Annotated in this window: 11 protein-coding genes; 3 read left to right on the top strand and 8 right to left on the bottom strand. The window is 65.6% G+C overall.

Annotation, left to right across the window (positions count from 1 at the left end):
* Positions 1-79 precede the first annotated feature (79 nt).
* Positions 80-1045, top strand: a complete 966-nt coding sequence (locus K410_RS0130680) for a 2-hydroxyacid dehydrogenase (RefSeq protein ID WP_028138415.1) — start codon at positions 80-82, stop codon at positions 1043-1045.
* A gap of 96 nt (positions 1046-1141) precedes the next feature.
* Positions 1142-3109, top strand: a complete 1968-nt coding sequence (locus K410_RS0130685; protein ID WP_028138416.1) for a methyl-accepting chemotaxis protein — start codon at positions 1142-1144, stop codon at positions 3107-3109.
* Between the two features lie 190 nt (positions 3110-3299).
* Here K410_RS0130685 and K410_RS0130690 read toward each other — a convergent pair whose 3' ends face one another.
* A complete protein-coding gene (locus K410_RS0130690; RefSeq protein ID WP_028138417.1) occupies positions 3300-3962 on the bottom strand; it encodes a TetR/AcrR family transcriptional regulator in 663 nt (220 codons plus the stop codon).
* Positions 3963-4065: 103 nt separating this feature from the next.
* Here K410_RS0130690 and K410_RS0130695 point away from each other — a divergent pair, with 103 nt between their 5' ends.
* Positions 4066-4710, top strand: a complete 645-nt coding sequence (locus K410_RS0130695; protein ID WP_028138418.1) for a glutathione binding-like protein — start codon at positions 4066-4068, stop codon at positions 4708-4710.
* Between the two features lie 113 nt (positions 4711-4823).
* On the opposite strand, the gene K410_RS0130700 is transcribed toward K410_RS0130695, so the two are convergent.
* From K410_RS0130700 to K410_RS0130735, 7 genes are all read right to left on the bottom strand, one after another.
* Complete coding sequence (locus K410_RS0130700) at positions 4824-6974, bottom strand: methyl-accepting chemotaxis protein (protein WP_028138419.1); 2151 nt, start codon at positions 6972-6974, stop codon at positions 4824-4826.
* 1394 nt (positions 6975-8368) lie between these two features.
* Positions 8369-9673 (bottom strand): TRAP transporter large permease, encoded by a 1305-nt coding sequence (locus K410_RS0130710; RefSeq protein ID WP_028138420.1) that lies wholly within the window; start codon positions 9671-9673, stop codon positions 8369-8371.
* 31 nt (positions 9674-9704) lie between these two features.
* Complete coding sequence (locus K410_RS0130715) at positions 9705-10298, bottom strand: TRAP transporter small permease subunit (protein ID WP_028138421.1); 594 nt, start codon at positions 10296-10298, stop codon at positions 9705-9707.
* A 10-nt stretch (positions 10299-10308) separates the two neighbouring features.
* Positions 10309-11310, bottom strand: a complete 1002-nt coding sequence (locus K410_RS0130720; RefSeq protein ID WP_028138422.1) for a TRAP transporter substrate-binding protein — start codon at positions 11308-11310, stop codon at positions 10309-10311.
* A gap of 34 nt (positions 11311-11344) precedes the next feature.
* Positions 11345-13003, bottom strand: coding sequence for a hydantoinase B/oxoprolinase family protein (locus K410_RS0130725; RefSeq protein WP_028138423.1), 1659 nt, complete (start codon positions 13001-13003; stop codon positions 11345-11347).
* 2 nt (positions 13004-13005) lie between these two features.
* On the bottom strand, positions 13006-15090 hold the full coding sequence (locus K410_RS0130730) for a hydantoinase/oxoprolinase family protein (protein WP_028138424.1): 2085 nt from the start codon (positions 15088-15090) through the stop codon (positions 13006-13008).
* Positions 15091-15230: 140 nt separating this feature from the next.
* A complete protein-coding gene (locus tag K410_RS0130735) occupies positions 15231-16037 on the bottom strand; it encodes an NAD-dependent protein deacetylase (RefSeq protein WP_028138425.1) in 807 nt (268 codons plus the stop codon).
* Positions 16038-16055 lie beyond the last annotated feature (18 nt).

The following is a 16055-nucleotide window of genomic DNA, read 5'->3' on the forward strand; positions in this document are numbered from 1 at the left end:
GGAAAAAATTTGCAAGAAAAATCCGGCAGATCGTGGCAAGGAGGGCCTTCTTCAGCGGAACCTTGACGAGGCACTTCGAATGACCATGGGCACACTGGCCGTCCTGATCAACAGCACGCAGCAGAACTGGCTGCCGGAGCGCTGGAAGGCCCGGTTCGACGCGGTCTGCGGCGGCCGCCGCGTGGTGCTGCTGCCGGATGCCGGGCTCGATCCGGCCGAGGTGCACTATGCCGCGGTATGGAAGCCGGTACCGGGCGATCTGGCCGCCTTCACCAATCTGCGCGCGATCTTCAATCTCGGCGCCGGCGTCGACGCGCTGATGGCGGACAAGAGCCTGCCTGACGTGCCGCTGGTCCGCGTCGCGGTGCCCGATCTCACCAACCGCATGACCGAATATGTCGTGCTGCACGTGCTGATGCACCACCGCCAGGAGCTTTATCTCAGGCAATCACAGCGCGAGAAGCGCTGGGAGCCGAAATATCAGTGGCCGGCGAGCGCGGTGACGGTCGGCGTCATGGGGTTGGGAACGCTGGGTGCCGACGCCGCCGACGTGCTGCGGCGGCTCGGCTTCCGTGTCGCCGGCTGGAGCCGCAGCCCGCGCACGATCGACGGTGTCGAATGCTTCCATGGCGCCGCGCAGATCGAGGCTTTCCTGCGCACGACCGACATCCTGGTCTGCCTGCTGCCGCTGACGCCGGAGACGCACGGCATCCTCAACCGCAACGCTTTCGCAAAGCTCAACCGCAACAGCCCGCTCGGCGCGCCCGTGCTGATCAATGCCGGCCGCGGCGGCTTGCAGAACGAAGCCGACATCCTGGCCTGCCTCGACGACGGCACGCTGGGCGCCGCCTCGCTCGACGTCTTCGTGCAGGAGCCGCTCGCAGCGGACAGCCGGTTCTGGACCCACCCCAAGGTGGTGCTGACGCCGCACAACGCAGCCGACACCGATGCGGACGCGATCTCGGCCTATGTCGCCGAGCAGATCGCGCGGTTCGAGGCGGGCGGTGCGCTGGAGAACGTGGTGGACCGGGCGCGGGGATATTAGGCCCACAACCTCCGCGCTCCGCCGGTATCCCGTTCACCCTCTCTTAGCGAGAACTTGATATGCGTTCTTAACCAACGGTCAAAGAACGAGTCGGACATGCGCGCGAGCCTCGGCCTCAGGATGCGGATCACGGTTGCCCTCGCGGTGACGGCGGCGGCGACGGCCCTGTTCGCGGTGCTCGGGGCGATGTGGATCATCGCCGGGATCATCGACCGCGCCGATCAGCGCGAGCTGCGCAGCCATTATGATGCCCTTCAGTCGCGCATTGCCGAGGAATCCCGCCGCGCCGCCGCCATGAGCGCCGTCGTGGCCGCGATGCCGGCGACGCAGGAGGCGATGGCCAAACAGGACCGCAACGCCCTGGTCGGCCTGTTCGGGCCGGTGTTTGCCGCCACCAAATCCGAGTACGGCGTCGATCAGTTCCAGTTTCATGTGGCGCCGGCGACATCGTTCCTGCGCGTGCATCAGCCGGCCAAATTCGGCGACGACCTTTCCGGCTTCCGCAAGACCGTTCTGCTCGCCAATCAGGAGCATAAGGTCGTGGTCGGGCTCGAAGGCGGCGTCGCCGGACTTGGCATCCGCGGCGTGGTGCCGATCGCGCAAGGGGGCAAGCATCTCGGCACGGTCGAATTCGGCCTGAGCTTCGGCCAGCCCTTCCTCGATGATTTCAAGGCGAACCGCCACGTCGACGTCGCCTTCCATCTTGCCGACGGCTCCGGCTTCAAATTGTTCGGCGGCACGCTGAAGGGCAAGAGCTTCTTCGACGCGGCCGATTATGGCCGCGCCGCCGCAGGCGACTTCACCGTGAGGCAGGCCAAGCTCGACAACACGCCGGTCGCGGCGCTGCTTGGGCCGATCAAGGACTTCTCCGGAAAGCCGCTCGGCGCCGTCGAGCTGGTGATGGACAATTCCGATTACGAAGCTTCGGCCGACCGCGCCTGGCTGCTCGCCATCGGCATCGCCGCGCTCGGCCTCGTGCTGGCGGCGATCGTCGGCTATCTCATTGCCCGCGGCATCTCGCGTCCGATCATCTCCATCACGTCCGTCATGCGCGAGCTGGCCGATGGACACCTCGACGTCGCCATTCCGGCCAGCAAGGCCAATGACGAGGTCGGCGCGATGGTGAAGGCGGTGGCGGTGTTCCGCGACAATGCACTGCGCTTCAACGAGCTTCAGGCCGAGCAGCTGAAGGCCAAGGAGCAATCCGAAGCGGAGAAGCGGCGGACCTTCGCCGCGCTTGCCGACAATTTCGAGGCCAGCATCCGCGACGTCGTCACCACGGTGTCCTCGGCTGCGGTCGAGATGGAGCATACCGCGCGTTCGATGTCGGCCATCGTCGAGCAGTCCCGGCAGCAGACGCGCGCGGTGTCGTCGGCCTCGGCACTGGCTTCGGAGAACGTGCAGACCGTCGCGGCAGCGGCGGAGGAATTGTCCTCGTCGATGACGGAGATCAGCCGCCGCCTCGCCCATGCGACCGAGGTGGTCGGCAAGGCCGCCAGCGACGGTCGGCAGTCGAATGCACGCGTGCAGAGCCTGGCGGAAGCCGCACAGAAGATCGGCGACGTCGTCTCCTTCATCAGCGGCATCGCCGGCCAGACCAATCTGCTGGCGCTGAACGCGACGATCGAAGCGGCGCGCGCGGGCGAAGCCGGCCGCGGCTTTGCCGTGGTCGCTTCCGAGGTCAAGGCATTGGCGACGCAGACGGCAAAGGCGACCGAGGAGATCGGCGCTCAGGTCACCGCGGTGCAGGGCGAAACATCGGGCGCGGTGGACGGCATCCAGTCGATCTGCGCGACGATACAGCAGGTCGACGAGATCTCCGCCGCGATCGCCGCTGCCGTTGGACAGCAGGGCACGGCGACGCAGGAGATCGCACAGAACGTCCAGCAGGCCGCGGCCCGCACCGGCGAGGTCTCGCAAAACATTGCGGGCGTCACCGACGGCATCGCAGCCACCGGCACGGCGGCGGAGGAAGTGCTGGGCTCGGCGGTCGAGCTGTCGAAACAGTCGCAGCGGCTGCGCGACGAGGTGGACCGCTTCCTGGCGCAGATCCGCGCGGCGTAGCTGGACGGGATCGTGCAGCAATCTCGCTGTCGTCCTCGCGAAGGCGGGGACCCATACCGCGTGATCCATCGTTAGCGCGAAGTCGTCGTACCGAAGCCACTCAACTCCGAGTGCTCGCCAAACTCCTGCTGCGGCGTATGGGTCCCGGATCTGCGCGCGCCTTTTGGGCGCGCTTGTCCGGGACGACAGCCTACTCCTTGGCGCCCACCATCAGATCGATCGCGCCCTTGACGATGGCCTCCAGCTCCTTGCGCGAGACGCGGGCGCGGGAGCGGATGGCGATGCTGTGGACGGTGGCTGATGCGATCTGTGCCAGCACGAGCGGATCGGCATTCTCCGGCAGCTCGCCCTTCTCCTTGGCGCGGCGGAAGCAGCTCGCAAAGGCCTTGTCGAGCTCGCTCAGCCCGTCGAGCACCATGGCGCGGATCTCGGGATCGCCGACGGCTTCCGATGCCGCCGTCACCACCGTGAAGCAGCCGCGCGGGCCGGTCTCGCCGGACAGATAGATGTTCAGCGCCGAAGCGAAGATGCGCTCCAGCCGCTGGCGCAGCGGCATTTCCTCGCGAAAGATCGCAGCCATGGATGCCCGCGCTTCCTCGCGGTAGCGCTGATAGCTCTTGATGTAGAGCTCGCGCTTGTCGCCGAAGGCGCCATAGAGGCTCGGGCGGTTCATGCCGGTGGCCGCGCTCAAATCGTCGAGCGAGGTCGCGGCAAAACCCTGCTTCCGGAACAGGTCCAGCGCCTTGCCGAGCGCGACATCGGGCTCGTAGGCGCGCGGACGGCCGCGGCGCTTTGGTTGGCCGCGGCGCTCGGGCTCATTGGCAGCAATCGGCGGCTTTGATTTTTGTACCATCTCGCAAAATAATCCTTGACCGGCCCCATATTATGCAAGACAGTACAAAAATCAATCTGGCCAGGTTGAGCGAAACCTCAAGAAATGCCCAAGGAGGCTACAGATGGATCTCTATTTCTCGCCGCTCGCCTGCTCGATGGCGACCCGCGTCGCGCTGTACGAAGCCGGCGCCGAGGCGAACTATCTCGAGGTCGACCCGCCGACCAAGACCGTGCTGAGCGACGGCTCCGACTTCCGCACCGTCAATCCGATCGGCCTGGTGCCGACGCTGCGCACCGACGACGGTCTGGTGCTGACCGAGAATGCGGCGATCCTGCAATACGTCGCCGACCGCTTCCCGCAATCCGGCCTCGGCGCGAGCGCCGGCATCGAGCGCACGCGGCTGCATCAATGGCTCTGCTTCATCGGCACCGAGTTGCACAAGGGTCTCTTCGTCACCCTGCTCGACCGCAAGGCGCCGCAGGACGCCAAGGCCTATGCCCTGGAGAAGAACCTGTCGCGGCTCGACTATCTCGACAATTACCTGAAGGGGCGCGACTTCCTGCTCGATCATTTCAGCGTGGCTGACGCCTATCTCGTCACCGTCATCAACTGGACCATGGCGATGCCACCGATCGAGCTGGCGAAGTGGCCGAACGTGAAGGCCTATTACGAGCGCCTGCGCCAGCGGCCCTCGGTCGCAAGAGCGATTGCGGAGGAGTTCGAGCTGTACAAGGCCGAGCTGGCGCGCAAGAAGGCGGCGGCATAATCCGATCGAACGCCGCATGGCCATGCCGATCTGATCGTTGTCCCCACGAGGCGGGAACAACGATCTCTTCGAGATCGCCGCCTTTCCCGGCGGCCGGGAGGAGCGGCGTTCGTTCAAGCGGCGCGGACGCTGTCGAGAAAGCGGCCGACCTCCGTTCGCAACCGATTGCTGTCGGTTGAAAGCGCTTGCGCCGCGCTGAGCACCTGCGTGGAGGCCGAGCCGGTTTCGGTCGCTCCACGCTGGACGTCGGCGATGTTCGACGAGACCTGGTGCGTGCCTTGCGCAGCCTGCTGGACGTTGCGCGCGATCTCCTGGGTCGCCGCGCCCTGCTCCTCGACCGCCGCCGCGATGGTCGACGAGATCTCCGACAGGGACTTGATCGTGCTTCCGATCGTCTTGATGGCGTTGACCGAGTCCTGGGTCGCACCCTGAATGCCGGAAATCTGCTGGGAGATCTCGCCGGTGGCCTTGGCGGTCTGCTCGGCCAGGGCCTTCACCTCGGAAGCGACCACGGCAAAGCCGCGGCCGGCTTCGCCGGCCCGCGCGGCCTCGATCGTCGCGTTCAAGGCGAGCAGGTTGGTCTGGCCTGCGATCGTGGTGATGAGCTCGACGACGTCGCCGATCCGCGCCGCAGCCTTGGAGAGCTCGCCGACCTTCTGATCAGTGAGGCGTGCCTGCTCGACCGCCTCATTGGCCATCCGCGCGGATTCCTGGACCTGTCGGCCGATCTCGTTGACGGAGGACGACAGCTCCTCCGTCGCGCTCGCGACGGATTGCACGTTGGTGGAGGCCTCCTCGGAAGCCGCCGCAACCATCGTTGCGAGCTTCTCTCCGCGCTCAGCGGTCGAGGTCAGCGTGTTCGCCGAGGCCTCCAGCTCCGTCGAGGCCGACGAGACGGTCTCGATGATCTCGCCCACCGCGCTTTCGAAACTGCCGGCAAGCTTGTTCATCTCCATCTTGCGCTGGGTAGCCGCCCGCTTCTCGGTCGCCTTCAGCTCGTCGCGATCAAATCGAACGATGGCCTGCAATGTCTGCAGATTCCGCAGAGCCACGCCGAGCTCGTCGTCTCGCTCGACGACGATGCGGTTGTCGAGCTTGCCGGCGTTGACGCTCAGCATCGCATCATTGAGCCGCTGCAGCGGACGCACGATGGCGCGAATGGTTTGCCGGCTCAGAAGCCCGGCTATGGCGACACTCAGAGCCAGCAGGGTGAGCGCAATACCGATCAGCCAACTGTATTCGTACGTGGCCGCATCATACTCCGCCTTGGCTTCCCTGACCTGAATGGCCACCAGCTTATCGAGATCAGCCTTGGCCGCGTCGTACAGTTCACGGGCTGGCCCCGCGAGGGCGGCAGCGAGCTCTACGTACTTCTGGTGCGCAAGAAGCGACAACGCTGGCTTCAATCCCTTCTCGACATAGTTCATGCGCTTGGGGGTAAAGGAATCGGCGACCCCTTTTTCTTCCGGCGTCAGATAAGTCGCCATGTATTCGGCCCAGATCCTGCTGACCTTTTCCAGATTGGCGCTCACCCTGGCGGTGACCTCGCCGACGGGCTTTCCGGCTCCCCCGTTGGAGGCGGCCTCGAAGAGTAGGGCCGTATTATCCCTCATCCGGTCGTTGATCTCGAAGAGCTGCGCGAGCGGCACCGCCCGATCCTCGTAGATCGATTTCATCCTGACGTTGCTCTCGCGCGTGCCCAGCAGGCCAGCGCCTCCAATCCCGACGAGAAACAGCAACAGTGTTGCAGCAAGCGTAATCAGGCGCGCATTGAGCGTGCCGTTGAAGACGGAGAATCGATCAAGCAGCGAGCGGCGGCGGAGCACGCCCGCATCCAGCCTGTAGTCGTGTGGCTTGTTCTCGCGGATCATCTTATACACTTGCTCCGCCTCGGCGCGCTGGTCGGCGGGCAGCTTGGTGCGGATGGAGCTGTATCCGACGATCTGTCCGTTCTGCCGAATCGGAGAGGCGGTCGCGAGCACCCAGTAGAAGTCGCCGTTCTTGCGCCGGTTCTTCACGGCGCCCGACCAGGGCTTGCCCTGCTGGAGCGTGGCCCACAGATTTTCGAAGGCCGCGGACGGCATATCCGGATGGCGGATAATGTTGTGAGGCTGCCCCATCAATTCGGCTTCAGAAAATCCGGAGGCTTCGACGAACTGATCGTTGAAGTAGGTCAGCTTCCCTTTCGTATCGGTGTGAGAGACGATGAGGGTTTCGTCGGTAATTGGATATTCGATGGCCGTGACCGGAAGGTTGGTCCGCATGGGAGCCTCCAAAATGGCATTCGCAAAAATCGAACCTGTGAACTTCAGGTAAGCGCCCAAGGATTTAATTTGCCTAAATTTCCCGAACCGATCGCACAGTGAAATGACGCTGCAACAGATTATTTTCGGCAAAAACGCATCCAATGCGGGAGACCGCAGAACGGTAGCAACCGCTGGATGGTCAAGGTCCGCCTCGCAAAGTCACGCGCGTTCCCGATCGCGCGTCGCAGCTCTGATCGCACCAACCTTGCAGCCGCTTCTCGTTCGCAGCTAGCCGTACAGCACGCGCGGTAGAATCGTTGAGACGAAGCGGGACTCCCGTCAGTGCGAGCGCAGCGACCTGTCCGCCGAAGCCTTGGCGAAGGCGGAAGCAATCCAGAATCCCTCGGCGGTGGCAGTCTGGATTGTTTCGTCGCGTCTGCGCAAAATTGCTCCGCAATTTTGTCGCTGAGCTCCCCGCAATGACGGAGTGTGGGGAGGTGACATTGCGTTGGCACGCGTCTCACGTGTCCCGGACGCGCTGCAGCGTTCTTACGCTGCTGCGCAGAGCCGGGACCCAGCAGGCTCCACACTCCGCTGATGCATGGGCCCCGGCTCTGCAACGCACCACGCCGGACCGGACGATGCTTCGCATCGCCGGGGGCGCGCTGCGCTGCGTCCGGGGCACGAGACCGATTTCAGGCGATAGACATACCTTCTCATCCTCGCGGCTTGATTCGCCCGAGCTTTGCTGCCTCTTCCGCCCTTTTGAAAGCAAGGGCGCAGGGAAGGCCGGGCGCCGGCTGGCACCCGAAGTCCCGCGTGTGCGAAAAGAACGCGCACGGGGTGGACGACAGGTGATGCCGGTCGCCCGGCCTTCCCTGCGCGATGGTTTTCACGGTGTCCTTCGTGCTCTCCCCGGGGAGCGTTGCACTATTGCCCCCGTCGCCATGCAGATGGCTGATGTGCGTGCCCGGTTGAGCCGCGAGCATCACCACATGACTTGACGCCAGAACCCCGGGCGTCAGGACCACACGACTTCTCCGTCCGCGCACATCCCCGCCCGCGTTCCCGACAGCTGGCGTGCGCTCACTGCCGAGACCGAACAAGGGACGCTGTCAGCGCCGTGTCGTATCGCGCCTGTCGCTGCTCACGGTTTCCCGCCCTGCAAGCCCCATCGCGCGCCGACGCCGTCGCGGCCACCGCATCCCGGCCCGCGTCTCGTGACGATCGCGAAACGCCCCTTGTGGCGGGCGGGATGTCCGAGCTTGTACGACAAAAGCGAATTTCTGTAAATACGAATATTTTTGGCGATCGCTATCGACCCAGCGCTGGGGTGTTTTGCCCGTCGGGAGGCACAACGGATGGTAGGCGAGGTAGGCGGCCTTGCTCGGGACTCGCCGGCGAGATGTCGATCACCCGTACAGCACCCGCGGCAGGATCGTGACAATGCCGGGCCACAGCGTCAGCAGCAGCACGAAGCCGATCATGATCATAAGGTACGGCATCGTGACGCGCGCGATGTAGCCGAGGCCGTCGTCGGTCAGGCCCTGGATCACGAACAGGTTGAAGCCGACCGGCGGGGTGATCTGCGCCATCTCGACGGCGAGCACCAGGAACACGCCGAACCAGATCTCGTCGAAGCCCGCCCCCTTCACGATCGGCAGCACGATCGGCAACGTCATCACGATCATCGAGAAGCCGTCGAGGAAGCAGCCGAGAACGAGATAGAAGGCGATCAGCACCACGATCAGCATGAACGGCGACAGGCCGAGCCCCTTGACGAAGGCGGCCACCGCCTGCGGGATGCCGAGGAAGGCCGCGGCGTTGCCGAGCATCGAGGCCCCGAGCACGATCAATGCGATCATCGAGCAGGTGACGATCGAGCCGATCAAGACGTCGCGCATCACCTGCTGGGACATCGCCCCCTGCGCCCAGGCCACCAGCGCCGCGCCGAGCACGCCGACGGCGGCGGCTTCCGACGGCGTGGCGAGCCCGCCATACATCGAGCCGAGCACGCAGGCGATCAGGAACAGCGCCGGCGCGAGGTCCTTCAACGCCGCGAAGCGCTCGCTCCACGGCACCTGCGAAAGCTTGGCTTCAGTCTCCGGCACCATCGTGCGATTGAGACTCGTGTGCAGCATCACCCAGGCCATGAAGGTGGCGGCGAGCAGGAAGCCCGGCAGCACGCCAGCCGTGAACAGCTTCAGGATCGAGACGTCGCCGAGCACGCCGTAGATGATCATGATGTTGGACGGCGGAATCAGGAAGCCGAGCGTGCCGGCGCCGGCGAGCGAGCCGATCGCGATGTCGCGCGAATAGCCGCGGCGCGTGAGCTCGTTGAGCGACATGCGGCCGATCACCTGCGTGGTCGCGGCCGAGGAGCCGGAGATCGCCGCAAAGATGGTGCAGCCGATCACGTTGACATGCAGCAGGCGGCCGGGCAGCAGACCGGCCCAGGGCGCGAGCCCCTGGAACAGCGAGCGCGACAGGCGGGTGCGAAACAGCAATTCGCCCATCAGGATGAAGAGCGGCAGCGCCAGCAGCTCCTGCGTGGTCAGGATGTTCCAGGCGTATTGCGGCAGCAGCTTGTCGAGCGGGATCGAACGGAACATCGCGAGCAGCAGCGTCGCGGTGAGCGCGAGCGTCAGGCCGATCCAGACGCCGCACGCCAGCAGCGCAAACAGCATCGCGAACAGGGCAACGACTTCGATGGTCATGCGAGCTTGAATCCGGCTGCGGGCAAAGCGGTCATTCGACGGGCGAGGCTTTCATGCGATGATCCTCCAGCGGCAGGCCGAGCGCGGCCTGGATCGCGCGCGCCAGGAACTGGAGCGTGAGCAGCAGCATGCCGAAGGTGACGACGGCTTCCGGAAACCACAGCGGCGTATCGCTGGAAGTCGAGACCTGGCCGCGCGTGTAGGCGGCGAAGGCGAACTTCGCCATGGCCGAGGTCAGGAACGCCATGAAGGCGAAGCCGGCCGCCGCCGAGAGAATCTCGAGCGCGCGCTGCACCGGAACCGGCACGTTCTTCAGCAGCAGCACGACGCGGATGTGCCCGCCGACGCGCAAGGTCATGGCCGCACCGAAGGTGAACGACGCCGCCATCAGATAGGACGAATATTCCCACGCGATCGAGATGCTCGGCGGGAAGAACGGCAGGAAGTTCGACAGGAAACGGGTGGCAACCTCGCACAGCATCAGCAGGGTCAGCATCAACAGGCAGAAGCCGCCGATCCACCCGTCGAGCCGGCCGAGACGATCGATGCCGTCGAGCAGGATGCGCAGCGGCACTGGTGCCGCTGCGTTGAGGCTCTGCGGTGCTTCGGACGAAACGCTCACCACGCCTCCGCCCTCAGCCGCGCTTCATTTCGGCAAGATAGGCCCGCACCGGCTTGTCGGCCGCCGGCACGCGCTTGAGGAAGGCATCCAGCTGCGGCGCGGTCTTGGCGCGGATGTCCGTCATCATCGCGTCCGATACCGGCACCACCTCCATGCCGCCCTCCTTGAGGCGGTTGAGGCTGTCGACATCGGCCTTGAGCGAGTTCGCCCAGAAGCCCGGCTCCATCTTTGCGGCAATGTCCGCGACGAGCTTCTGCTGATCGGCGGGAAGCGCCTTCCAGGACTCGAGATTGACGGTGAGCATCTGCGACGACCAGACGTGGTTGGTCGGGTAGACGTATTTCAGGAATTCCCAGAACTTGCCGTCGACGCCCGACACCGACGAGGTGGAGACGCCGGCGACCGCGCCGGAGGCCAGCGCGGGAATGGTTTCGCCCCAGGGGATCATCACCGCCGCCATGCCGATCGCATTCAGCATTTCGACCGCATTCTTGTCGGGCACGCGGATCTTGATGTTCTTCAGGCCCTCGACGTCGGAGACCTTCGCCTTGAGGTGCAGATATTGCGTCGGCCACGGCACGATGTAGAGGATCTTCTGGTTGTTGCGCGCGGCAATCTTCTCGTATTCGGGCCGCACGTATTTGTGCAGCACCTTGAGCTCGTCCACGGAGCCGCACAGGAACGGGATGCTCTCGACGCCCATGAAGGGCTCGTCGCCGACCTGCTGGATGTTGAGGACGTCGGCGAGCGGCACCAGGCCGTCGCGCACGGCGCGCAAATGCTCGGGCCCCTTGAAGCCGAGCTGGCCGCCGGCTTTCACGGTGATCGCGACCGAGCCGCCCGTCTGCTTCTTCACCTCCTCGGCGAAAGCCATCGCGTTCTGGGTGTGGAAATTGCCGTCGGGCCAGACCGTCGACATGTCCCAGCTCGTCGTCGCCGCCCGCGCACGGGTCGAGATATGGCCTGCGGCGAGCAGCGTCGCTGCGCCCGCGGTGAAGTTCCGTCGCGTGATCATTGCACCCCTCCGTTGATCCAAGCGCGCTGACGCGTCAGCGCGCGTAGCCATAAACTGCAGCCGCATTCGCGGCGGACACCAGCCCGCTGTCGATATCGTCCTTGACCGCCGCACGCTCGCGCATCGCGGGATCGCCGATGCCGGCGCCTCCGGGCGTCAGCACCACCAGCCGGTCGTCCGGCGGCACCTGCTGGAAGCCCTTGCCGCGCAGCTTCTTGCCGGACTTGAGGCCGACATAGCCGGCCTCGCCGTTCTTGCCCCCATCGCGGCCGCGCGGCGGATGATCGATGCGGTCGAATGCCGCCAGGATGTCGAACGGCGCATCGACGCCGCTGCCGACCTCGATGATCTGGCCGAGACCGCCGCGGGTGCGCCCCGCCCCGCCGGAATCCGGACGCAGCTCCTTGCGCCAGAAGATCAGCGGCGTCTGCGTCTCGGCAATCTCGACCGGGGTGCCGCGCACACCGCTGGGATACGCGGTGGCCGACAGCCCGTCCTTGCCGAAGCGCGCACCGGTGCCGCCATTGGAGGTCACCGCCATCGAGAACCCGTAATTGCCGCCGACGCCGCTGCGCGTCTGGCCGCGGACGTTGAGGTTCCACAGGCACGAGGTGCCTTCCGCCGGCACGCGCTCCGGAATGATCTGGCGCAGGCAACCGAACACCACGTCGGGCAGCATCTGGCCGATGATGTGCCGCGAGGCGACCGGCGCGGGCTTGGGCGCATTGAGGATCGCACCCGCCGGCGCCGACACCGTCAGCGGCGAAAGCGAGCCGGCATTGTTCGGAATCTGCGAGGCGACCACGCAGCCAAGGCCGAACACGGTGTAGGCGGTGGTGTAGGACAAGGGCACGTTGATGCCGAACTTCGAGGCCGCGGATGTGCCGTCGAAATCGACGTGGATGCCCGCATCCGAGATCGTCAGCGTCGCCGCCAGCGTCACCGGGGCATCATAGCCGTCGACCACCATGGTGTTGCGCCAGCTGCCCTTCGGCAGCTTCGCGATCTCGGCCAGCACGGCCTCGCGCGAGCGATCGCAGATATAGTCGCCGAGCTCGTCGAGCGTGTCGATGCCGAACTCGGTCATCATCTCGACCAGGCGCTCGCAGCCGACGTCGTTGCAGCCGGCGAGCGAATAGGTGTCCCCCTCGGTGTCGATCGGCAGCCGCGTGTTGGTGCGGATCATCGCCATCAGCGTCTCGTTGACGACGCCCTGGTCGATCAACTTCAGCATGGGGATGTAGAGCCCTTCCATGAACACGTCGGTGGCGTCGGGGCCGAAGCCGATGCCGCCGATGTCCATGAGATGGCTGGTGCAGGAGAACAGCGCCACCGGCTTGCCGTCCTTGAAGCAGGGCGTGGTGACGACGAAGTCGTTGAGATGGCCGGTCCCCATCCAGGGATCGTTGGTGATATAGGCATCGCCCTCCTTCATCGTTTCGATCGGGAAGTGGGCGATGAAGTGCTTGACCGATTCCGCCATCGAGTTGACGTGGCCGGGCGTGCCGGTCACCGCCTGCGCCAGCATGCGTCCCCTAAGATCGAACACGCCGGCCGAGAGGTCGCCGCATTCGCGCACGATCGGGCTGAAGGCGGTGCGGAGCAGCACCTGCGCCTGCTCCTCGACCACGGCGATCAGCCGGTGCCACATGATCTGAAGGTCGATCAGGCTCGCGCCATTTGCCTTGCTCATGATCAGGCCGCCTTTCGTTCCATGACGATGCTGCCGGCACCGTCGATATGGGCGTCAAAATTGGTGGAGACGAAGGTGGAGGTCTCGTCTTCCGCGATCACGGCCGGACCCGCGATGGTCGCGCCCGGTGCCATGTCCTCGCGGCGATAGAGCGGAATCTCGATCACCTCGCCTGCCCGGCCGTCGAAGAATTTTCGGCTGCCGACGGCCTTGCCCGCCGGCTTGCGCGCGACGGCTGCGACCGCGGGCGGATTGCGTGCCTCCGTGGTCGCCAGCACCGACCAGCTCAGCACCTCGATCGCGGCGCCCGGGATCGAGCGCTCGAACATCGCCGCATAATCGGCCTCGAACTTCCGGCGCAGGCCGGCGAGATCGGCCACCGTCAGCCGCCGGTTCGGCAGCTCGACGGAGATCTCATGGCCCTGACCGACATAGCGCATGAAGGCGGCCCGGCGTTCGCGCACCGGCGCACCCGCCGCGCCAGGCTCAACCAATGCGCGCGCTTCGGCCACCATCTCCTGCAACAGCTCGGAGACCGCCTCGGTGTCGAAATCGTCGAGCCGGACATGGCGGCTGCGCACCAACTCATAGGCGATCGGCGCGGCCAGGAAGCCGACGGCCGAGCCGACGCCGGCATTCGACGGCACGATCACCCGGGAGACGCCGATCTTCTCGGCGACACGCGCCGCATGCAGCGGCGCAGCACCGCCGAAGGCGACCAACGTATGCTGGCCGACGATTTCGCCGCGCTCGACCGCATGGACGCGCGCCGCACTCGCCATGTTCTCGCAGACGACCTCGTGCACTGCATAGGCCGCGGTTTCCGCGGACAAGCCGAGCGGCTCGCCGACATCGCGCAGCAGCGCCTGCTTCGACAGCTCCGGATCGAGCTTGATCGTGCCGGCCGCGAACGCGTCGGGATCGATCATGCCCAGCGCAACATCCGCATCCGTCACCGCCGGACGCTGGCCGCCGCGACCGTAACAGGCGGGGCCAGGCTCCGACGAGGCGCTCTCCGGGCCGACAGTGACGCGCTTCATGGCATCGACATGGGCGATCGAACCGCCGCCGGCGCCGATCTCGACCATCTCGATCACGGGAATGCGCACCGGCAGGCCGGAGCCCTTGAGGAAGCGCGCGGCGCGATCGACCTCGAACACGCGCGACGTCTCGGGCTGGTACTTCTCGATCAGACAGATCTTTGCGGTGGTGCCGCCCATGTCGAAGGATAGCACTTTGCTCTCTCCGAGCCTTGCCGCGATCTGCGCCGCGAAGATCGCGCCGCCGGCGGGGCCGGATTCGACGAGGCGCACCGGAAAGCGCCGCGCGGTCTCGATCGAGGTGACGCCGCCACCGGAGGTGACGAGGTAGATCGCGCCGCGGAACTGCTCGACCTGCAAGGCGTCGGCCATGCGGGCGAGATAGCCATCGATCAGGGGTTGCACATAGGCATTCGCAACCGCCGTCGATGTGCGCTCATACTCGCGGATCTCCGGACAGACGGCGGAGGATACCGTCACCGAGACGCCGGGCATCTCCTCGGCCAAAATCGCGGCGGCACGTCGCTCGTGCTCGGGATTGGCGTAGGAGTGCAGGAAGGCGATAGCGACGCTCTCGACGCCCAGCTCGCGCAGCTTCGGCGCGAGTGCGCGTACCGACGCTTCGTCAAGCGGGAGGCGGACGGCACCGTGGGCGTCGACCCGCTCGGGAACGGTAAAACGCAGGCTGCGCGGCGCCAGGGGCCTCGGCTTGTCGATGCTGAGATCGTACTGGTCGTAGCGGCTCTCGGTGCCGATATCGAGCACGTCGCGAAAGCCTTCGGTCGCAATCAGGGCGGTCTTGGCACCGCGGCGCTCGATGATCGCGTTGGTCGCCAGCGTGGTGCCGTGAATGAAGACATCGATGTCGCTGATATGGGCACGCGCATCGGCGAGGATGAGACGCATGCCGTCGAGCACCGCCTGCTCGGGCCGCTGCGGCGTCGTCAGCAGCTTGCGTGTCTTGCGGTCGTGACCCACGTCCAGCACGATATCCGTGAACGTCCCACCGATATCGACGGCAAGCCGCACCTCGGCTCCCTCAAGCATTCCAAATTCTCCGTGCTGGTCGTCAAAGATTGCGAGCGAAAACGCAGCAATTCCCGTGCCATGAGGCATGCAGGAACGCGCGCCCGGCTATTTTGCGCGGCACCTATGCAATAGGCAAGGCGTGTTCGCCGCGCGTGAGATCAGAGCAGGAATGCAAGCGCCGTCTCGCAGCGCTCCTCGACCTTGAGCGTCAGCAGATCATCGGCGCGGGTGCGGCCGAGATTGATGGCCGCGATCGGAATGTTGCGCTGCGCTGCAGCCTGTACGAAGCGGAAGCCGGAATAGACCATCAGCGACGAGCCGACGATCAGCATGGCGTCGGCCTGCGCCAGATGATCCTGCGCGGTGGCGACGACGTCGCGCGGCACGTTCTCGCCGAAAAACACGACGTCGGGTTTGAGGATGCTGCCGCAAGTTTCGCAGGGAGGTACCTGGAAGGACGAGAAATCCTCGCGCTCCAGATCGGCGTCGCCATCGGGAGCATCGGCTGCATCGAGCGTCAGCCATTGCGCATTGGCGCGGCCGAGCGCATCCTGGAATTCGCTCCGCGACGTCTTGCGGCCGCAGCCCATGCAGCGGACCAGATCGAGCCGGCCGTGCAGGTCGATCACCTGGCGGTGGCCGGCGGATTGATGCAGCCGGTCGACGTTCTGGGTCAGCAGCATCCCGCACCGCCCGTTCGCCTCGAGCCGGGCCAGCGCGTGATGCGCGTCGTTCGGCCTGGCCTGACCGAACCGCCGCCAGCCGATCAGGCTGCGTGCCCAATAGCGCCGCCGTGTATGCTCGTCCGACATGAAAGACTGGAAGTTGACCGGCTGGGTCCGCTTCCAATTGCCATGGCTGTCGCGATAGTCAGGAATGCCCGAATTGGTGCTGCAGCCGGCGCCGGTCAGCACGAACAGCCGTTCGTGCCGGTCGATGAAGTGCTGGAGCGGCGGGTTTGACATGGCCCCTATGTAGTCGGC

The organism is Bradyrhizobium sp. 22 (assembly GCF_000482425.1).
Classification (GTDB): Bacteria; Pseudomonadota; Alphaproteobacteria; order Rhizobiales; family Xanthobacteraceae; genus Bradyrhizobium; species Bradyrhizobium japonicum_B.